The 21,457-nt window shown below is 40.4% G+C and carries 17 protein-coding genes and 1 pseudogene; 8 read left to right on the forward strand and 10 right to left on the reverse strand.

Annotated elements, in window-relative coordinates:
• Positions 1–86: 86 nt before the first annotated feature.
• The 6 genes from clpB to obgE form a co-directional block, all read right to left on the reverse strand.
• Entirely contained in the window at positions 87–2,699 is a 2,613-nt protein-coding gene (clpB, locus tag ACNAN0_RS07250) for an ATP-dependent chaperone ClpB (RefSeq protein WP_416352983.1), read from the reverse strand.
• A 187-nt stretch (positions 2,700–2,886) separates the two neighbouring features.
• Positions 2,887–3,315, reverse strand: coding sequence for a lipopolysaccharide assembly protein LapA domain-containing protein (locus ACNAN0_RS07255; RefSeq protein WP_230912468.1), 429 nt, complete (start codon positions 3,313–3,315; stop codon positions 2,887–2,889).
• Positions 3,316–3,341: 26 nt separating this feature from the next.
• Positions 3,342–4,151: an SDR family NAD(P)-dependent oxidoreductase gene (locus tag ACNAN0_RS07260; protein ID WP_230912469.1), complete on the reverse strand. Its 810-nt coding sequence runs from the start codon at positions 4,149–4,151 to the stop codon at positions 3,342–3,344.
• Positions 4,120–5,085, reverse strand: coding sequence for a ribonuclease Z (rnz, locus tag ACNAN0_RS07265; RefSeq protein ID WP_230912470.1), 966 nt, complete (start codon positions 5,083–5,085; stop codon positions 4,120–4,122). The genes ACNAN0_RS07260 and rnz overlap by 32 nt, the downstream gene beginning before the upstream one ends.
• A 90-nt stretch (positions 5,086–5,175) precedes the next feature.
• A complete protein-coding gene (locus ACNAN0_RS07270; protein ID WP_416352984.1) occupies positions 5,176–7,143 on the reverse strand; it encodes an acyltransferase family protein in 1,968 nt (655 codons plus the stop codon).
• A gap of 65 nt (positions 7,144–7,208) precedes the next feature.
• Positions 7,209–8,498: a GTPase ObgE gene (gene obgE, locus ACNAN0_RS07275; protein ID WP_230912472.1), complete on the reverse strand. Its 1,290-nt coding sequence runs from the start codon at positions 8,496–8,498 to the stop codon at positions 7,209–7,211.
• Between the two features lie 186 nt (positions 8,499–8,684).
• On the opposite strand from obgE, the gene ACNAN0_RS07280 reads away from it, so the two are divergent.
• Genes ACNAN0_RS07280 through ACNAN0_RS07290 form a run of 3 tightly spaced genes read left to right on the forward strand, consistent with a single transcriptional unit; the run spans position 8,685 to position 12,339 of the window.
• Positions 8,685–9,440, forward strand: a complete 756-nt coding sequence (locus tag ACNAN0_RS07280) for a DeoR/GlpR family DNA-binding transcription regulator (protein ID WP_416352985.1) — start codon at positions 8,685–8,687, stop codon at positions 9,438–9,440.
• Complete coding sequence (gene pfkB, locus ACNAN0_RS07285) at positions 9,437–10,351, forward strand: 1-phosphofructokinase (RefSeq protein ID WP_416352986.1); 915 nt, start codon at positions 9,437–9,439, stop codon at positions 10,349–10,351. The genes ACNAN0_RS07280 and pfkB overlap by 4 nt, the downstream gene beginning before the upstream one ends.
• A 26-nt stretch (positions 10,352–10,377) precedes the next feature.
• Entirely contained in the window at positions 10,378–12,339 is a 1,962-nt protein-coding gene (locus ACNAN0_RS07290) for a fructose-specific PTS transporter subunit EIIC (RefSeq protein WP_416352987.1), read from the forward strand.
• Positions 12,340–12,411: 72 nt separating this feature from the next.
• On the opposite strand, the pseudogene ltrA reads toward ACNAN0_RS07290, so the two are convergent.
• From ltrA to ACNAN0_RS07310, 4 genes and pseudogenes are all read right to left on the reverse strand, one after another.
• Positions 12,412–13,807 (reverse strand): annotated as a pseudogene (gene ltrA / locus ACNAN0_RS07295) (group II intron reverse transcriptase/maturase).
• Between the two features lie 496 nt (positions 13,808–14,303).
• Positions 14,304–16,109 carry an excinuclease ABC subunit UvrC gene (gene uvrC / locus ACNAN0_RS07300; RefSeq protein ID WP_416352988.1) on the reverse strand — a complete coding sequence of 602 codons (1,806 nt, stop codon included), beginning with the start codon at positions 16,107–16,109 and terminating at the stop codon, positions 14,304–14,306.
• A 117-nt stretch (positions 16,110–16,226) separates the two neighbouring features.
• Positions 16,227–16,967, reverse strand: coding sequence for an amino acid ABC transporter ATP-binding protein (locus ACNAN0_RS07305; protein ID WP_416352989.1), 741 nt, complete (start codon positions 16,965–16,967; stop codon positions 16,227–16,229).
• Complete coding sequence (locus ACNAN0_RS07310; RefSeq protein ID WP_230912477.1) at positions 16,960–18,438, reverse strand: ABC transporter substrate-binding protein/permease; 1,479 nt, start codon at positions 18,436–18,438, stop codon at positions 16,960–16,962. The genes ACNAN0_RS07305 and ACNAN0_RS07310 overlap by 8 nt, the downstream gene beginning before the upstream one ends.
• A gap of 155 nt (positions 18,439–18,593) precedes the next feature.
• Here ACNAN0_RS07310 and ACNAN0_RS07315 point away from each other — a divergent pair, with 155 nt between their 5' ends.
• The 5 genes from ACNAN0_RS07315 to ACNAN0_RS07335 all read left to right on the forward strand — a co-directional run bounded on the left by ACNAN0_RS07315 (position 18,594) and on the right by ACNAN0_RS07335 (position 21,349).
• Entirely contained in the window at positions 18,594–18,737 is a 144-nt protein-coding gene (locus tag ACNAN0_RS07315) for an SPJ_0845 family protein (protein WP_416352990.1), read from the forward strand.
• A gap of 140 nt (positions 18,738–18,877) precedes the next feature.
• A complete protein-coding gene (locus ACNAN0_RS07320; RefSeq protein ID WP_416352991.1) occupies positions 18,878–20,143 on the forward strand; it encodes an ISL3 family transposase in 1,266 nt (421 codons plus the stop codon).
• 143 nt (positions 20,144–20,286) lie between these two features.
• On the forward strand, positions 20,287–20,985 hold the full coding sequence (locus tag ACNAN0_RS07325) for a helix-turn-helix domain-containing protein (protein WP_230913969.1): 699 nt from the start codon (positions 20,287–20,289) through the stop codon (positions 20,983–20,985).
• An 11-nt stretch (positions 20,986–20,996) separates the two neighbouring features.
• Positions 20,997–21,197, forward strand: a complete 201-nt coding sequence (locus ACNAN0_RS07330) for a hypothetical protein (protein ID WP_416352950.1) — start codon at positions 20,997–20,999, stop codon at positions 21,195–21,197.
• Positions 21,197–21,349 carry a hypothetical protein gene (locus ACNAN0_RS07335; RefSeq protein ID WP_416352992.1) on the forward strand — a complete coding sequence of 51 codons (153 nt, stop codon included), beginning with the start codon at positions 21,197–21,199 and terminating at the stop codon, positions 21,347–21,349. Before ACNAN0_RS07330 ends, ACNAN0_RS07335 begins: the two co-directional genes overlap by 1 nt.
• The last annotated feature ends 108 nt before the right edge of the window (positions 21,350–21,457 follow it).

The raw sequence follows: 21,457 nt of genomic DNA on the forward strand, positions 1-21,457 counted from the left end.
ATTAGTCGCGTGAGAATCGACTCATCTCGGCTAAAAAGCCTACAACAAACATAATACTAGATGTTTCACTATGAAGCAAGTTTATTTTAAATAATTGGTGTCTTGGATTGCACTTTTTCGTGCCTAAAAGTCAAAGTATCATCAACTAAATCAATTGTCACTAAACTATGCGGCAAGATATGTCCAGCTATAATCTCTTTTGCTAATGGTGTTTCTACTTGACCAACAATAAATCGTTGTAATGGCCGCGCTCCAAAAGCAGGATCATACCCCTTCTCTGCAATCCATGTTTGTGCCGTTGGTGTCACCGTTAGTTTAATTTCTTGAGCTGCCAATCGTTTCGTCAATTGTCGAATTAATTTCACCACAATCTGTTTTACCGCTGCCAAAGTTAATGGATCAAAAATAACAATATCACCAATTCGATTCAAAAATTCTGGTTTAAAATGGTCTTGTAACAGATTTTGCACTTGCTGATGCGTATGTGCTGTAATACCCGCATCGGACTGTTGAGCATCTAACAAAATATCAGACCCCAAATTAGAAGTCATAATGATAATTGTATTTTTAAAGTCAACAGTTCGACCTTGCCCGTCTGTCAAACGACCATCGTCTAAAACTTGTAATAAAATATTAAAAACGTCTGGATGCGCTTTTTCAATTTCATCCAATAAAACAATGGTATAAGGATTTCGACGAACAGCCTCAGTCAACTGTCCGCCCTCTTCGTACCCGACATAACCAGGAGCTGCTCCGACTAGACGTGAAACTGCGTATTTTTCCATATATTCACTCATATCGATACGAACCATATGCTTTTCAGAATCAAATAAATCTTCAGCTAGCGTTTTTGCTAACTCAGTTTTTCCAACACCAGTTGGTCCTAAAAACAAAAACGATCCAAGTGGCCGATCAGGGTTCTGCAATCCAGCCCGACTGCGGATCACTGCATCGGCAACTAACTTAACAGCTTGATCCTGGCCGATGACACGTTGATGCAAAGTATCTTCTAAATGTAATAACTTTTGTCGATCACTGGCAACTAATTTTGCCACTGGAATACCTGTTTGGCGACTGACGACATCGGCAATTTCATCAGCTGTTACGGATTCTTGAACCAAATTATCAGCTGAATTTTCTTTTTTCTCTAAATCAGTTAATTCCTGCTTTAACTTTGGTAAAGTACCATGTTGAATTCGAGCTGCTGCTTCTAAGTCATACTTAGCTTGGGCATCCTCTAATTGATGTTTTGCTTTATCAATTTGAGTCTTTTTCTCATTGATTGCATTAATTTCTGATTTTTCAGCCGACCATTTTGCACTTAACTGATTAATCTTTTCTTGTAAATCAGCTTTACGCTGTTTGATTTCAGCTAAACGTGCTTGGGAAGCAGGATCACTTTCTTTTTTCAAAGCAGCTTCTTCAATTTTAAGTTGCATCATTTTCCGCGTTTGTTGATCCAGTTCTGTGGGCATAGAATTCATTTCAACATTGATGTTTGCACTTGCCTCGTCAACTAGATCAATTGCCTTATCTGGTAAAAAGCGATCCGTAATATAGCGATTTGACAAGGTCGCTGCAGCCACGAGGGCATTATCATGAATGCGTACGCCATGGAATATCTCAAAGCGCTCTTTTAATCCCCGCAAAATCGTAATCGTATCTGCGACACTGGGTTCCTGAACCAATACCCGTTGAAAACGACGCTCTAAGGCTTTGTCTTTTTCAATATTTTCTCGATATTCATCTAAGGTCGTTGCTCCAATTAAATGCAGTTCTCCTCGAGCTAACATTGGTTTTAGCAAATTACCAGCATCCATTGAACCTTCTGATTTGCCAGCGCCAACAATCGTATGAATCTCATCAATGAAAACAATAATCTGCCCTTCGCTTTGTTTAACTTCTTTTAAAACAGCTTTAAGTCTCTCCTCAAATTCACCACGGTATTTTGCACCTGCAATTAATGTCCCCATATCCAAAGAAATAATCGTCTTATCTTTTAGATTATCAGGAACGTCGCCCTTGACGATTCGTTGGGCTAGACCTTCAACGATAGCAGTCTTACCAACGCCTGGTTCCCCAATTAGAACGGGGTTATTTTTAGTTTTTCTTGAAAGAATACGAATGACGTTGCGTATCTCTTCATCGCGACCAATAATTGGATCTTGATCACCAGAACGAACTGCCTTGACAAGATCGGTCCCATATTTTTCCAATGCTTGGTAGTTGGCCTCTTGGTTTTTTGAAGTTACACGCTGGTTTCCTCGAATATCTAGGATCGTTTGCCGTAGTTTGTCGGCCGTTACACCATGCTCATTTAAAAATTTAGTTAGTGGCTGATATTGCTGTTTTAATAAAGCCAATGGTAACGTATCTGCAGCAATGAAGTCATCTTTTAATTCTTGACGGATCGTATTCGCATCATTAAATAATTGATAAAGATTCTGGCTCATATTTTGACCATAATTGGCTTGCCCTTGAACTACGGGTAGGGCATCTAGCTCATGGTCAATTTGGATTTCAAACGCTGCCGTATCCACATTAACCTTTTTTAAAAGATCCGGCAAAACTTCACCAGGTTGCATCAAGACTTTAAATAAATGTGCAATATCGATTTCTGTATGATGCCGCGTCACGGCAACTTGTTGAGCTGCAGCAAGTGCTTCTTGAACAACCTGTGTTAATAATTCTGGATTCAAAAAATCACCCCATTATGATATTTGAGTAAAACCACTTATATCTAATTTAAATAAATTAGCAACGAAATACGTTTCAAATTAAATTATTCATAGCTAAGTAGAGGCCGGCAACAAAACCGCAGTTTTGTTCCGACCTCCTCACTCTATAATCTAACCATCTCAAGTGCAACATACTTAAGTCTGAAAATTATTTATCCGATGCATCGAATTGATTTTTTGCTAACTGTCCTTTTTGTTGGGCGTTTCCATTGGATTGGACTTGTAATTGCTTGATTTTTTCATCTTTTTTAGCTAACTCAGCTTGATACTGTTGATCCAGCTTTTTAGTCGTTGTTGTGATAGCTTCAGCCACAGCAGCTTGTTTAATTTTATCAGCATCATCTATTTGTGTTGTCAGGTGTTTCAATTGTTTCTTCATATTATAATTACCCATCGTGGCAAATAAGTAAGTTACTAAAGCCCCTAGTAAAATACTGATAAATAGAATCAAGATTAACGGCAACTTTACAATTGTGAAACCAAAACTGATTTGAACTTGTTTTTGATTGATCAGAGCAAAAACAACCAAAATAACAGCAATAATCAAACCCAATATGAAATTACGTTGTTTCTTCATCTAAATTCCCCCACCGGCAAATAAAATTATTTCTTATTGAAAAGCTCACTAGTTAAATAATCCCCAATACGTGGAAAAATATCATAAAAGTGTGCCGCCAAAGCCATGATAGCTGGTGTATTAATTTCACGTACAGAAAAACCAACAGCACTCACAATTCGTTGAGCCAGCCGATCTGCATTTAATGTGAAAGCCCCTACCGATTTAAGGTAAGTTCCACTTTCATCAGCAATATTGAAAAAGTCTGTAGCAACTGGACCAGGATTAACAGTCGTTACCTGGATATCAAAAGGTTTTAGTTCTAGGCGCAAGCCATTAGCATAGCCAACCACAGCAAATTTAGCTGCGGAATAAATTGCGCTCTTATTCGTTGCAATTTTACCAGCCATTGAACCTAACAAAATAATATGGCCTGGTTTTCTGTCAATCATTAGTTTTGCAATTAGACGTGAAATATAAATCGTTCCTAAAACATCAACTTGAATCAAGCGCTCGATCATCGCCGGTTCCATGTCAACTGTGTTTGTAAACTTACCAAACCCGGCTGCATTGATCAAAACATCGGGAATGCCAACTTCATTAACGACCCGTCGACAAAAATAGTCAATATTATCAGGATCAGAAATATCTAAGGTAAAGCCATATGCTGACCGCCCCGATAAAGCCGCACACTGCTTAGCGACTAGATCCAGCTGTGCTTGGCGCCGCGCTGCTACGATCACAATCGCCCCCCGTTTAGCTGCCTGTAAAGCACTAGCTCGACCAATGCCTGAAGATCCTCCAGTGATGACAACAATCTTACCATCAAGATTTCTTAACGCTGCTAATTTTTTCATTGATTGACCTCTTTTGAAAAGGAATATTTATTTCGTCAAAATCAGATACGACTTTTGTATTCCGAAAAACCATTTGGGCATCAGTCTGTAATTCATGAACCAGCTTGCCCAAATACCGCGCTGAAATATGGGTTAATAGTAACTGTTTTACCTGTGCTTGCTTGGCAATCGTTGCAGCTTGAATATTTGTTGAATGATAATATTGCTTCGCAAGTTTAGCTTCATCCCGGCCAAAGGTACTTTCATGTACTAGCACGTCAGCATGCTCTGCAAGTGCTAAAGCATGTTGGGTTTTTCGTGTGTCGCCTAAAATAGCTACGATACGCCCTGGCTGTTCCGGTGTCACATAATCTTGACCGCTGACAATTCGGCCGTCAGCCAATTTTACAGTCTCACCTGCTTTTAGTTTAGCATAAACTGGTCCCGAAGGAATATTATCTTCTTTTAATTTATCAACTAGCAGGATCCCTGGATGCGGTTTTTCTACAATTCGATAACCAAAACTTTGAATGCGGTGATCTAATTCATCTGCAAACACAGAAAAAGTGTCATCTTCAAACACAAGACCGGGTTTAACAGTGACAAAACTTAGCGGGTAACTTAAACGTGTCTCAGAGACTCTCAAGGCAGATCGTACAAAATCTTCAATACCTCTAGGGCCATAAATGGTTAGCGCACTATTTCCACCTTGATTAGATCGACTGGAAAGCAACCCCGGTAATCCAAAAATATGATCACCGTGTAAATGAGTTATAAAAATTTTGTCAATTTTTCGTGGCCGAATTGTTGTGTATAAGATTTGATGTTGGGTCGCTTCACCAACATCAAATAGCCAAATTTCGTTGCGCTCAGCTAATAGTTTCAATGCAATGCTTGTAACGTTACGTTGCTTGGCTGGTGTCCCAGCCCCAGTTCCTAAAAATTGTAACTCCATGGACGACTTCCTATCTATAAATTTAACAAAATCGCTAAAAATTAAGCTGGAAGCTAAATGAGATTCAGCCAACCAGCTTAAGCTTATATTCTAAGATTTTACATTTAATATTTGTTTGGCAATATATGTCGCATAATACGGCCCACCAACGGTATTAGGGTGTACACGATCCGCATAAAACCAGTCATCGTGACTATTAGAATAGTCAAACCAGTCAATCACAACCAAATTCTTATACCTCTTCGTTGCTCGATTCAAAGTATCATTGACCGGATTTTGCCATTCACGAGTTGGGACACGAACATTGATCCAATAAACTTTGCGTTCTGGACCGAATACAGCCATTAACTGATCCATTTGTTCTGGCGTAAATGGGCCATTTGTGCCTAAACCTACAAGAATATTATCAGCTAAAGCCCCTTGATCAGCCAAGCCCTTAGCTTCACCAATCACAGAAACCATTTGTTTACCAACATCAGCCTTCATCAACATTTTAGGGAATATTTGCTGCAACATATTTTGGCCATCCAACATAACCGAATCCCCAAAAGCTGTGATTTGCATATTCTGTGCGGCTTGTAGTGCTGTTTGAGGAATGCCATATTGTTTTCCCAATTGCTCATTAACAGGGTGCGATTTAGCACGACTTTCTAGTTCCTGACTGGAAGAAATGCTTAATGAACGACTCAAAGAAGCATTCTTCTGTGCCAATTTTTTCTGTCTATTTTCTTTTTTGGCTTCTTGAATCAATTTGGTATTTCGCTTTGCATTTGCCTTTTTGTTCTTGTTAATTTTCTTTGCCAGTTGTGAATTATTTGCTGCACCAGGCTTAACAGTTGTTGCTTGAACAGCGCCTGTCATTCCTGCCACTAAAATAAACATCGATACAAAGGCAATGATACGTGTCCGGCGACTTTGAGTGCCTTTTCGTGAAAATAATGACTTGAAAAATACCCCTGTTTGCGAATAATCAAAATGGGCTAAAGGCTGTTCAATATAACGGAAAGATAACTCACTGATCAGCAAAATCATCACCGCTTCAATGACATGGTAAAGTACTTGGTGATCAGCAATATTAGTCATTTTAGATTCAAAAAAAATCATTACTGGAAATTGGTATAAATAAATGCCATAACTTCTTGATCCAATCCAGGAAAAAATCGGATTAGTCAATACCCCGTTCCAATCTGCACCTGGATGTGCCACGATAGCAATTAAAACAGTTGCTAGGAATGAGAATAAAAACATACCGCCACGATACAAAGCAGCCCCTTGATCAGTTAATTGCATAAACAAAAATGCCATGCCTACAAAACAAACAATACCAATAGTATCCAATAAAACCCGATCACGGGCCTCAATATCCGCCCTTAATCGCTCACTCGGCCATACGATACCCAAAGCACAACCAAACAAGATACTAAACATCCGCGTGTCAGTACCATAGTAAATCCGACTGGGATCTATATGGGGCTGATATAAGATAGCCATTAGGACAGCGGAAAAAATTGCCAGAACCATCGTGACATTGAATAGCCGCGATCTTTTCTTCAGTAGCTTTAACATACAAACCATTAGAATCGGCCAAACAATATAAAATTGACCTTCAATTGATAACGTCCAAAGATGCGTAAAAGGGGATTCATTATTAGCAAAGCGCTCAAAATAAGATTGGCCATTTACGATTTGCCACCAATTGTATACGTTCAGTAAATTCGTTAAAATAATTTTATGCAAATTAGCTAACAAATTGCGTTCAAAGAAAACAATATAAGCACTCGTACTGAATAACACAGCAACTAATGCTGGATAAATACGTTTTAAACGTTTAACAAAAAATGTCTTAAAATCGAACTTGCCCATTTTTTGATATTGAGTAATCAACTGATCTGTGATCAAATAACCAGAAATCGCAAAAAAGATTGGCACCCCAAGATAACCACCCTTAAATACGTTAGGGTTCATGTGATATAAAATAACGCCTAAAACCCCTAAAGCGCGTAAGCCGTCGAATCCAGTTATATAACGTCTCTTTTTTGTTTGTTGCGTATTATTCATCCTGCCAAATCCTCAATTATGCATATTTAAATCTCTTCATTAAATTGTGTGTCAATATCTCAAACTTAATCAACAAATTCAAAGCTAAAGTCAGCAATGGTTACGGTATCACCATTTTTGGCACCAGCAGCTCTTAATCCTTCTTCAATCCCCATTGATTTCAATTGTCTTGCGAAACGCAATACACTGTCATCATGATTCAAATTCGTCATCTTAAGTAAACGTTCAACTTTTTCTCCTGTTACAATATAAGCACCCGTCTCGTCTTGGTGAATTGCAAAATCAGCTGCTTTTTGGGTTTCATAGTCATAGGTCTTTGCTGCTACAGGTTCAGGCTGTGCTTTTGGTATTTGTTCTAAAGCCGTAGCCGCTGTGGTTAATAACTGACGCACGCCACTATGAGTTACGCTTGAAATTGCAAAAATAGTTGCATCTTTGAAATGCTTGGATTTAGCCAATGCTTGCTTAAATTCATCAAGACGTTCCTGAGCTCCTGGTAAATCTAATTTTGTAGCCACAATAATTTGTGGTCGATTCAAAATTGTGGGGTCATAAGTTTCTAATTCATGATTGATCTGCTCAAAGTCATCAATTGGTACTCGGCCATTTTCGGGGTCCATATCTACTAAATGTAAAATGACTCGTGTGCGTTCAATATGACGTAAAAACTGAAATCCAAGGCCAACGCCATTTGAAGCACCCTCAATTAGCCCAGGTAAATCAGCCATAACAAAATCACGACCATCACTCAACTGCACCATCCCTAAGTTAGGCACTAAAGTTGTAAAATGATATGCTGCAATTTTAGGTTTCGCACTGGTAGCCACAGATAATAAGGTAGATTTACCAACCGAAGGATATCCAACCAGTCCTACATCAGCGATAACACGTAATTCCAATTTGATTTCTAAATCTTGCCCAGGCTCACCGTTTTCGGCAATTTCTGGGGCACGACGCCGAGAATTGGCAAAATGAATGTTGCCACGACCGCCACGACCACCTTGAGCTACCACCAGTTGTTGTCCAATTTCCGTTAAATCGCCAATCAATTCATCTGTCTCTGCATTTTTAACCATCGTGCCTTGGGGTACCTTAATAACCGTATCTTCAGCACCGTGGCCATACATACTTTTATTCATACCATTTTCACCATTAGCAGCCTTAAAAATCCGCTTATAGCGAAAATCCATTAACGTCCGTAACCCTGGATCAACGACAAGGACAATACTACCGCCTTTTCCGCCATCACCACCGGCTGGACCCCCCTTTGGCACATACTTCTCTTTTCGGAATGCAACAGCACCATCGCCGCCTTTTCCTGCTTTCACTTGTATCTTAACTTGGTCGACAAACATCGGTAACGCCCTTTCTACGACCTCTAGAATCCATTTAATTATTCTACTTATTTTAACAGGAAAAGTAAATATAACCTAGCCTTAAAACAGAATTTAAAAAAATAATAACAGAAAATGACAGGTTTTGAACGTTTTTTGTTGATTTTTGCTGGTTAACCGATTACAATACCAAATGGAGTTGAGTGTATGTTAACAGAAGAAAGACAGCATTATATTTTGAAGTGCTTGCGTACCAAAGAAATTGTCAAACTACAAGATCTAGTTGCACACACCAAAGCCTCTGAATCGACCGTTCGTCGAGATCTTCAAGAACTCGAGGATGCTGGTCGTTTAGTGCGGATTCACGGTGGTGCTAAGCGTTTGAACAATTTAATGGACGAGCCAAGCCAAACTAGCAAGGCTAACACCAACGTTGCAGAGAAACAGCAAATTGCTGAATATGCGGCCACTAAAATTCACCAGGGTGATGTGATTTTTATGGATGCCGGGACAACTGTCCAAGCATTGATTTCCTTCTTAACGCCAGCACAGCACGTGACTATTGTGACAACTGGCGTTGACACAGCTGCACTGCTGGCAGAGAAACAGTTGCATATTTATTTAATTGGCGGACAAATTAAAAATCTAACCAAAGCTGTTATTGGCGCTAAAGCCATTGCTGAACTGAATGACTATCGTTTTGATCTAGCGTTTATTGGTACAAACGGAATCGACGAACAAAATGGTTATTCTACACCAGATCCTGAAGAAGGTGCCCTTAAACGTATCGTTTTAAAACGGTCGGCCGAGCGCTACATTCTAGCAGAAGCCAATAAATTTGGCCGTGTTTCCTTTGACCGATTTGGTAATCTTTCTGATGCCGAAATCATCACTTCAACTATGCCAGAAAAGTTTCAACATCTAAAAACATATACATCTATAGAGGAGGTCGTTCATTTTTGATTTATACTGTTACCGCAAACCCATCCATTGATTATGTTGTAACAACTGACAAAATCGAATTAGGTACTGTTAATCGTTTAGATTCCAGCACTTCACTACCCGGAGGCAAAGGTATCAATGTTTCCCGAATTCTTCGTCAATTGGGTTTACCAACCACGGCATTAGGGTTTATTGGGGGTTATACAGGGCGTTTCGTTAAAGAGGCTTTAGAAAAAGACCACTTAACGACTAGTTTCACTGAAGTGGCTGATGATACGCGTATTAACGTTAAGATCAAAGCTGACCAAGAAACCGAAATCAACGGTCAGGGGCCAACGATCAGTCCTGAAAATGTCGCTGATTTCAAAACAAATTTAAAGCAGCTTCAAGCTGGTGATGTGGTGGTTATGTCTGGTAGTTTGCCACCTACCCTACCTGATACTTTTTATCGTGATCTGATTCCAATGATTCAAGCTCAAGGTGCTGATTTTGTCATCGATACGACTGGTCAGGCCTTAAAGGATACGCTGGCAGCTCACCCCTTAGTAGTGAAACCAAATCATCACGAGTTAGCCCAACTCTTCAATGTTCAACTTGATAACTTGGAAGATATTGCGAAGTATGGCCGCAAGCTATTAGATCTTGGTGCTAAAAATGTTTTGATTTCGATGGCTGGCGATGGTGCCTTTTTGATTACATCTGACCAAACATATTATTCAAAAGCACCGAAAGGCACTGTGGTCAATTCTGTTGGTGCTGGTGATTCAATGATTGCTGGTTTTACAGGTACATTTGCTAAGACTAATGACCCAATGGCTAGTTTTAAAATTGGCCTTGCCTGTGGTAGTGCTACAGCTTTTGCTAAAGATTTAGCCACAAAAGCACAAATCGATGCTTTGTTACCTAAAATCACTATTGAGGAATTTAATTAAGTTAAACTTTTGAACGGAGGATTTCAATGGACATACGAGATTTATTGCTAAAAGATGTCATGATCATGGATCTTAAAGCAACTACCAAGCAAGGTGCAATCGATGAAATGGTGCACCAGTATTATGACAAGGGCGTCATTGACGATGAAGCAGCTTACAAAGCTGATATCATCAAACGTGAAGCCCAATCCACCACTGGTATCGGTGATGGTATTGCCATGCCCCATGCCAAAAACAAAGCGGTTAAACGGGCGACTGTATTATTTGCTAAGAGTTCAAAAGGTGTCGATTATGATGCTTTAGATGGACAACCAGTTTATCTGTTCTTTATGATTGCTGCTCCTGAAGGGGCCAATAATGAACATTTACAAGCATTAGCTGCACTTTCATCACTACTAATTGATCCCGATTTAGTTGCCGCTTTAAAACAAGCCAAAACACCTGAAGAAGTTCAAAAACTTTTTGGCGATGCCCAAGCAGCCAAAGAAGCGAAAGAGGCTCAAGAAGCTGCTAAAGAAAAGGCCGAAGCGGAAGCTAAGGCCGCTACCCAGACACCAACAACGGATGCTAAAGCAGATAAACCATTTATTGTAGCCGTTACTGCTTGCCCAACTGGGATCGCACATACTTATATGGCTGAAGCAGCACTAAAAAAACAAGCAGAAGCAATGGGTGTTGATATCAAAGTTGAAACGAACGGTTCAGAAGGTGTTAAGCATCGCTTGACAGCTGATGATATTGCTCGGGCAACTGGTGTCATTGTAGCTGCTGATAAAAAGGTTGAAATGGATCGTTTTGACGGCAAGCGCTTATTGAATCGTCCCGTTACAGAAGGTATCAATAAACCTGAAGAACTGATTCAAGAAACTTTAGATCAAAAAGCCCCTGTCTTTCATGGTAATGGCGCTGCCGATTCTGAATCTGGCAGTTCAGAGCAAAAATCAGTTGGTAGCCAAATTTACGCCAATTTGATGAATGGTATCTCTAATATGTTACCGTTCGTTGTCGGCGGCGGTATTTTAATGGCTATCTCCTTCTTGTTGGAACACATGGTTGGTGCGAAATCAACTTGGTTCGTCTTTCCAAATCAAATCGGTAACTTTGCCTTTAGTTTCTTGATCCCCGTATTAGCAGCGTATATTGCCGAATCAATTGGTGATCGACCAGCATTAATGCCTGGTTTCGTTGGGGGCTATATGGCTTCCCAAGCGGCAGCTAGTTTCTTCCCTTCTAAAAGTCCAGCAGGCTTCTTAGGCGGTTTAGCTGCAGGTTTTATCGCCGGTTATGTGATGATTGGCTTAAAGAAATTATTCAAGAATTTACCGCACTCACTTGATGGCTTAAAACCAATTCTGATTTTCCCAGTGTTGGGCTTACTCGTTGTTGGTGCCATCATGTACTTTGCCGTTGATCCAATCTTTGCCGTTATCAATGCCGCAATCACAAACTTCTTAAAGAGTATGGGTACTGGTAATGCCGTAATTTTAGGCGTCATTCTTGGTGGGATGATGTCGATCGATATGGGTGGTCCTTTCAATAAAGCCGCTTATACCTTTGCTATTGGCGCCTATACAGCAACTGGCGATGGTACACTAATGGCTGCTGTTATGGCCGGTGGGATGGTACCACCGTTGGCAACTGCCATTGCAACTACTTTCTGGAAAGATAAGTTTACCGGTGATGAACGCCGAGCTGGGATCAGTAACTACATCCTAGGTATCTCTTTCATTACAGAAGGTGCGATTCCATTTGCAGCCAGTGATCCGCTTCATGTGATCACATCTAGCGTGATTGGTTCCGCAATTGCTGGCGGCTTAACACAATTATGGCATGTCAATGTTCCAGCGCCTCATGGTGGTATTTTCGTTATCTTCCTAGCAAATAAACCACTGTTCTATCTATTGTCATTTGTGATTGGTGCCATTATTGCCGGTGTGATCTTAGGTGTTTGGCGGCCAAAACGTCAAGCTGAAAAAGAAGCGATTTAATTAAAATCGAGTAGGAGACCCTAACGGGTCGACCTCTCACACCACCGTACGTACGGTTCCGTATACGGCGGTTCAATAACTTAAGCGTTTCTGAATAGACTGGTACGTTATGGACAGATTGATAAGTCCACGGCGTTCCAGTCTTTCGTTTGTTAGGGTATATTTCAATACACCAGTATGTGCGGTGTACCAATATCCTTTACGGGTATTAGAGAATATTCGTGCTTCTGACACCGATTCCCCTAACTTTCTAAGATTTCGGAACTTCGTTTTGGTTTTCTTCCATGATTTCCAAATATACTGCCGAATCCTTGTACGCAACCATGCGTCTAGCGCTTTAAGAAAACTCTTCATATGCCCAATACTGTAGTATTGTAACCAGCCGCGCATTTTGCGCTCAATATCATTAAAGATGACATCTAAACTAACACCACGGTTCCGTTTTGTGATTAGCTTTAAGGCCTGTTTGATACGTTCTTTGGCAACTTTGTGCGGTCGGGCATATGCTTTGCCTTTACTCACACCTAAAGTGAACCCTAGAAATTTCAATCTCAAGGGCGAGCCAACGCGAGTTTTCTTTTGATTGACCGTTAGCTTCAAGTCCTTTTCCAAGAATCGAGTCACGTTGGCCAAAACGCGGTAGCCCGCACGCTTGCTTTTGACGTAGATATTACAATCATCCGCATAGCGCACAAATTGGTGGCCTCTGGCCATGAGCAGCTTATCCAACTCATTAAGGTAGATATTCGCCAATAATGGCGAGATATTTCCACCTTGCGGCGTACCTTGAGTTGATTTTTCAAACAGGCCTCCATTCATAATCCCACTCGTTAAGAACTTACGAATAAGTCTTAATAGCCAGGGATCATCGATATATTGGCCGACAAATTTCATCAGTAAATCATGATTGACCGTGTCGAAATATGCCTTAAGGTCAAGATCGATCACATAGTGATAACCTTGGTCATACAGCGCTATGACCCGTTTGATGGCATCATGAGCACTTCGATTGGGTCGGAAACCAAAACTGCTATCCGAGAATATCTTTTCAAACCTTGGCGACATCACTTGAGCGACTGCTTGCTGAACAAGTCGATCGACCACCGTTGGAATCCCGAGCTTGCGCTTGGAGCCGTCCGGTTTTGGAATCTCGACTCGTTTAACTGGTAATGGTTGATAACTGCCATCACGCAGTGATGCGATTAGCTCATCACGATGTTGTTTCAGATAAGGCAACAGCTCATCGACAGTTCAGACCGTCAATACCCGCTGCACCCTTGTTGCTTCTGACTTTAAGGTAAGCTTGATTCGAATTATCTCGGGACAAAACTAAATCTTGAAATGAAACGCCATTCCACATCTTATCTTCACCGGAAATCACACTACGCGCCCCGGGTTGCTCTTGACCTTCCAGGTCTACCATCCGCCGGTGACCAGAACATGGTTCTGTTTTCTGCGATTGTTGCATGATTTCTACCTCCAATTTTGACGAGAATTGTTAAAGTTCGGCCCTTCGTTGTCCAAAGGACAACTATTATGGCCTCGGCTGACTTCTGTATCATTCAGCTAGACATCACTGCCTAGTTTGTACCTGTGAAACTTTCCGTTTCTCTTGTCGGGAACGTATGATACAGACCTCCCCGGTAAGAACGCTAACTTTCGTGCCATGTAACCATTGGCTTTACTGCGTACAGTTTCGAGTAGTATGGGACTTCAGTTTGTTTAGCAACCTTATCCACTGCAAACAGCCTTATAGCCACTTCTTGTTCATTGGTTCAGCACTTTGCTTTAGACTTCCTTCAGATTCCACCTCACGGTGGACACCCTTGTCCTCAACTAATAGTTCCGACTACTACGGTCTATAGTGGACTTTCACCACCAAGTTAGCGCCCATGCCGGGCGCACTATCAAAAAACCACATTTCTCGTTTTGAACGGAAATGTGGTTTTTTATTTGAGCGATAATTAACTCTTTACAGCGGTATTTAACGATAGCTTGATCATTTGTGCTGTGGTTTTAGAAACACCCACTGCTTGAATATCAGCAACTGATGCCGTCTTGATCTTGTTTAGCGAACCAAACGTTTTCAGTAACTTAGTCCGTGTTTTCGGACCAACACCTTTAATGGTCTCTAATTGCGAGCTGAGACTGTTTCGCGAATGTGTTTTTCGATGAAAAGTTATGACAAATCGATGGACTTCATCTTGAATGCGTTGCAGTAAATAGAATCCTTGACTCTTATGATCTAAAGGCACCTCATGAATATGCGCATCATCACCAAACAATAATGCGGCTGTTTTATGCTTATCATTCTTAACCATTCCAGCTAACGGAATATTCAAATTCAACTCGTTTTCAAGAACATCCCGGGCGGCTAACATTTCAATTTCACCGCCATCCATTAAAATTAGATCCGGCAGATCTGCGTGTTCTTTTAATAGGCGCGTATAACGTCGTCGAATCACTTCCCTGGTGTTGCTAGCTTCATCAGCACCATTTTGATGTTCAACTTCACCCTTAAGTTTATATTTACGATACATATTTTTCTCTGGACGCCCGTCCACAAACATGACCATAGCTGAAACAGGATCTTGACCCATAATATGGGAATGGTCAAAGGCTTCGATAACATGCCCTTTAGGCAAACTTAAAGCAGCAAATATCTCATCTTGTGCACCGATTGTCTTACTTTCATCTAATTCCATCAATCGGAATTTTTCATCCAATACCAATTTGGCATTTTTCTTAGCTAGTGCCATTAATTCCCGTTTTTCACCGCGTTGTGGCGTTCGCATTGGCACACCTACCAAAGATTCAATATTAGCAATATCTACACTCTTAGGTACCAAAATTTCCTTTGGGGGTAAATTATTTTTACGATTATAGAACTGCAATATAAATGTTGTAAATTCTTCGACAGGATCATTAATAATTGGTGCGATTTTCTTCTCGCGCTTCATTAACCGAGCTTGACGGATAAAAAAGACTTGGATCGAAATATAACCACGGTCATAATAAAAATTAAACAGATCTCTAGAGGTATGGTCATTAGAAATAATTTTCTGTTTTTCAACAGTTTGTTCAATATATTGAATCTGATCTCGTAGTTCAGCAGCACGTTCGAATTTCATTTCAGCAGCTGCTTGCTGCATTTTTTCAGATAGTTCTTTTTTAATATGGGCCACATTACCGTTGAGAAATTTTTTGATTTTCTCAATTTGTTGGGCGTATTCCGCTTCAGGCACCTCTTTAAAACAAGCACCTAAACATTGGCCCATATGATAATACAGACATGGCCGACCTAAATGGCCCGGGCAACGGCGTAAAGGATAAACTTTCTGCAAAAAGCGCATGGTTTCTTCAGCCGCATAAACATTTGGATATGGGCCAAAATAATAAGCGCCGTCTTTTTCAATTTTACCGGTGATTTTCATCATTGGATCACGTTCATTGGTGATTTTGATATAAGGATAACCAGTGCCGCGCTTCAAACGAATATTATAATAAGGTTGGTGTTTTTGAATCAAAGTGATTTCTAACAGAAAGGCTTCTTTATCAGTAGAAGTTACAATCGTTTCAAAGTCACGGATTTCAGAAACCAACCGCTCTGTCTTACCGGTATGCGAACTTTTAAAGTAAGAACGCACACGATTCTTTAAATTTTTGGCTTTACCTACGTAAATAATTTTGCCGTTAATATCTTTCATCATATAACAACCCGGCAATCCGGGGAGTAAAGCCAATTTATGTTCGATCAGCTCAGTTGCCATACTTTCACTTCCTACTTTTATAATGGCAAACAAGTAAATTTATATTTTTGCCTTACTATCATACATACAAAAAGCAGGAATAGCAACTATTCGCTACCCTGCTTATTTTTTAATATTTTATTGGGCTAATACCTTTGACAAAAAGTCCTTGGTCCGTTCGTTCTGCGGATGATCAAAAATTTGCTCTGGCGTCCCTTTTTCGGCAATATTACCGCCGTCCATAAACCAAACTTCATCCGCAACTTGGCGGGCAAAGCCCATTTCATGGGTCACAACTACCATGGTCATGCCATCAGAAGCTAAATCCTGCATAACTTTCAAAACTTCACCAACCATCTCTGGATCTAAAGCAGAGGTTGGTTCATCGAATAACATAACGTCTGGATCCATCGCTAACGCCCGGGCAATCGCCACCCGCTGCTGCTGCCCACCAGAAAGGCTATCTGGATAAGCAGCCTTTTTATCAGCTAAACCGACTTTTTCTAAAAGTTCAATGGCATGAGTTTGTGCCTTAGCTTCAGCTTCATTTTTAACCCGTTTTGGGGCCAACGTTAAATTATCTAAAACATTCATATTCGAGAATAAATTAAAACTTTGAAATACCATTCCCATTTTTTCACGAATATCATCTAACGCTTTTTCTGAGAGCCCTGTCAAGTCAGTACCTTCAAATGAAACTTTACCAGACGTCGGTTTTTCCAATAAATTTAGGCAACGCAGGAACGTACTCTTACCACCACCTGAAGGTCCGATCACAACGATCACTTGACCGCTATTGACTGTTCCGTCGATACCTCGCAAAACTTTATTTTCTCCGAATGTCTTTGTCAAATTCTCAACTTTTAACATTTCAGTCATGTTGCATCTTCCTTTCAGCACGGTTCAAAATCCGAGACAAGGTGAACGTTATAATAAAGTAAATAATCATTGCCACTGCAATTGGTGCAACACCACGATAGGTAGCAGCTTGAACGGCACGCAATTGATAAATTAGATCCGTGACCCCAATAATCGAAACAATTGAGCTCTCTTTGATCAAAGAAATAAACTCATTACCTAACGATGGCCAAATAATTTTGACGGCTTGAGGTAAGACAACTGTCTGCATCGCATCTCGATGCGACATACCCAAAGAACGTGCAGCCTCCACTTGACCGGTAGGTACTGAATCAATCCCACCACGTATGATCTCAGCGACGTAAGCGGCACTATTTAGCGCCACAGCCACAACACCAGCAAAGAACGCTGGAATATTATTCCATAGCATCCCAACGCCGAAATAAACGAACATGACTTGAATCATCAATGGTGTGCCCCGAACAAACTCAATATACCAAACAGCGGGATAATGGATAAAAGTACGTTTGCTTAAACGTCCCATGGCAAAAAGTGTGCCCAATATGATCCCAATCACAACAGCGATTGCTGTAATTAGCAATGTATATCCGATCCCTTTGGCAAAATACGTCCAGTAGTGAAACATCGAAACATTTTGCGTATTCGTAGCCATGTATTTGCCAGCACTCGCTAAATATTGCTTGGTTAAATGTTTAGCTTTGATCTTATCTAAACTTTGATTGACCTGATTCACTAAGCTATCAGAATGTTTTGCAAACGCAATCGCCGTGCCGGTCTCATCACCGCCCAAATCAAATCCAGCATCAATACTAGCTAAGCGTGAATCATTGGCCACATAAGCTTGTGCCACAGCATCCTCGGCAACGATCCCTTCAATTTTGTTAGTTTCCAATGAAAGGATCAAATCAGTAACTTTGGTTAGGCCCTTCTTTTTTGTCCCTTTCATCTGCTTATTCGCCAGATTCTGTTGCAAGCTACCGGTCTGTACACCTACTGTTTTACCTTTGAAAGAATCCTTATTTTTATATAAACGCTTATCTTGTTTACGTACAATAATGGATTGTCTAGCATGATAGTAAGGTTCAGAGAAGTCCACACTTTGTTTGCGCGTTTCAGTTGGCGTCATTGCTGATAGCACCATGTCTACTTTGTGCGTCTCTAATGCAACAAGTAAGCTGTCAAAGTCCATTTGTTTGATCTCAAGTTTGACACCTAAATCCTTGGCGATTTGTTGCGCAACTTGTACATCCATACCGACAACTTTATTTTTGCCGTTGACTTTCGTAATAAACTCATAGGGTGGATAATCCGGACTGGTACCCATTACAATGACACCCTTTTGTTTGATACGCTGCAATGAGTTGTCTGCCGCATGGACTGGCGTAATCGTACCCAATAAGCCAATAAAAGCAAATAGGACTAAACCTAAAGATAATAATAATTGCTTAAAATAATTTTTTCGCCTTAACATAATAACTCCTATTTATAATTGATGAGCATTAGTATACACTAATATTCATTAATATTCAATATAAACGGCATTTTTCTTATATTTATACATTAAGGTGCAACAATTGTGTTTTTTAATGAATCTGATAGAATACAAGTAAAGAAAGGAATGATTATATGGGACTAACCGTTAAACGCAATGTTGATCTGACTGGTCTATTTGATAAATTTGCAACTATGCCAGATTTAGAAGATGACAAAAAGAAAAAAGATACAAAAAAAGAGAAAAAAACAACTGATAGTCAAAAAGAAGATAAATAAAAATGGTTCTATACTTTTTGGTGTTGGTGGACGTCAGTCCACTGGCACCTTATTTTTATACCAATTTTGAGACACAAAAAAGGAACACCATGTTCCTATGCTACAATCAAGTCGTCTAAAACCAATTGAAAGAAGGATGAATGATGTTCCCTACTACTGATTCTACAGAAAATGTTTTAGGAATCAAGGATAGAAATATCAAGTTTGATGAAAATCTACCTTTTGAAACGAAAAAGATCAAAGATGAACGTGCCGCTGTTTACCATGCCAAGCTAGAAAGCCAGGAAACCCGTTGCGTAAACTGTGGCTTTGAAGGCAGTTTGATCAAATATGGGACGAAAACCTGTCGGTTAAAATTACCTAATGTGACGGCTACACGACAACCGGTCTATTTGGAATTGAAAAAACAACATTATCTGTGGAAGCAATGCCGAACGACTTTTATGGCAAAAACTGAGGTTGTGGCAGCTCATTGTTCGATCACTCGACCAGTTCACTGGGCGATCACCCTGGATGCTCGTACCAACACGTCACTCAAAACTATTGCCCAGCGCTATCATATCTCAAGCGCTTCAGTCCAACGGATCTTGATCCAAGATAACGCCTACTCACTTCAAGAAAAGCGGAATTATTTACCAGAGCATCTTTGTTTTGACGAATTCAAAGCAACAGACACCTATAGCTTTATCTGGATGGATGCCCAGAGCCATGCCCTGGGGGCTGTCCTGCCTTCGCGTCGCATAGCGACACTCAAGGATTACTTCTTAGGTTTTCCTTTAGCCGAGCGGCTAAAAGTTAAAAGTATCGTCGTTGATCTGAATGCGGCCTACATCAATTTTATTCCAGCTGTATTTCCCAATGTACAGATCATTATCGACCGTTTCCATATCATCAATATGGCTAATCGTGCTTTGAATACCTGTCGTAAGCGGTTGATGAAACAACAGAAACGCAGTTCCAGAGAATATAAATTACTTAAATCTAACTGGCGTATTTTCTTGCGTGATGCTAAAACTTTGGAAGCCAAAAAACTGAGTTATCACCCGGCAGTTGGTTATTACGATACCGATGTCAATCTAGTCCATCTTGCTTTGAGCTTAGATGAGACCTTCAAACAAACTTATGAAGTTTACCAAGGCATTTACTCAGCAGTTCACGATCGTGATGCGAAAGCTTTGAAAGCAGTCTTGAATAACTACCGACCATTACACAATGAAATGGATACGACTATCAGAAGCCTTAAAATACATTGGCAGGCACTCCTCAATAGTTGCCGTTATGACTACTCCAATGGTCCAATTGAAGGGGCTAATTATAAAATCAAAGAGATCAAACGTACCAGTTATGGCTTTAGAAACCAACGGAATTTCAAGCTCAGAATTTACCTGCAATTCGCCCATATCTAAATAAATAAAGCAATCCAGCCAAAGGCTGGCAGACCATTACTTGACTGTAACAAAAAAGTTAGACCGATTAAGATCGGCTATACTCCTACTTAAGTAGACAGGTAAATAATTAAAACCTGTTTGCTTAGGAAGGAGTATGTTTTATGGGCCGAAAAGGTTCCAGATATTCTATTGATGAGAAACTTCATTTCATTGGCCTACTTAAAAACGGCCGATCGGCCAATTCTATTGAACGGGAGTTTGGTATCAAAGCGACAACGATCAGTCATTGGAATTATTTATTTCATCATGGAGGTATAGTCGCACTAAAACCCAAACATACATGTAAAAGTTATACTATCGAATTAAAGGAACAAGTCGTTCAAGAGTATCTAGCAGGCGGTATTTCAATGCCTCAACTTTGTGATAAATTCGAGGTCTCAAATCCCGGAGTTATTTTTCAGTGGCTTTCTCGGTATACTAGTGGTAAATCACTAGTATCTGCTAGGAGGAATCTAGCCATGAAGAACGGACGCAAGACAACACAACTTGAACGCATTGAGATTGCCGAGTGGGTCATCGCAAATGACATGGACTATACAGGTGCCACAAAACAGTACGATATCTCCTATGGACAAGTCTATGCTTGGGTCAAGAAGTTTAAACAAGGAGGCCCAGAGGCCTTGGTCGACCGTCGTGGTAAAGCTAAGTCAGACGATGGCCATCTATCTGCCAATGAACGCCAATCATTAGAGATCAAACGTCTTAAAGCAAGATTGGAATATGTTTCAACGGAGAATGCCTTGTTAAAAAAATTCGCAGAGTTGGAAAGGAGCGAAAGATCCCACAGGAAGTATACTTAGCCATCAAAGAATTGACAAAGATCATTAATCCAGACACCCAGAATCTATATACTGTCAGTAATTTATGCCGCTTGGCTGAAATTTCTCGTGCGGCTTATTATAAATGGTGTCATCACGTTCCCAGTAAGCGCCAGCTTGAAGATGCCGCTATTGTCGCTTTTATCCAACAATTAGAAGAAGCGCATCACTATATTTTGGAGTCAAACGATTAATGGTCTACATTGACAAAGAAACGCCTTATCATGCTTGTGCCAGTCGAGTGAGACGCCTGATGCATCTTCACCACATCTACGCATCGATCCGTATTGCCAAGCATGATCGTAAAGCTGAGCGCAAAGATATTATCTCGGTAATAAACTACTAAATGCCCAGCTGGAACATGAGTTCCACCCCGATCGGATGGACCACACTTGGGTGACTGATTGTTCCGAATTAAGATATGGCGTTAATAATGAGCAACGTGTCCGTCTAA

Origin of the sequence: Agrilactobacillus fermenti (assembly GCF_047943045.1) — a bacterium.
In the GTDB taxonomy this organism is placed as follows: domain Bacteria; phylum Bacillota; class Bacilli; order Lactobacillales; family Lactobacillaceae; genus Agrilactobacillus; species Agrilactobacillus fermenti.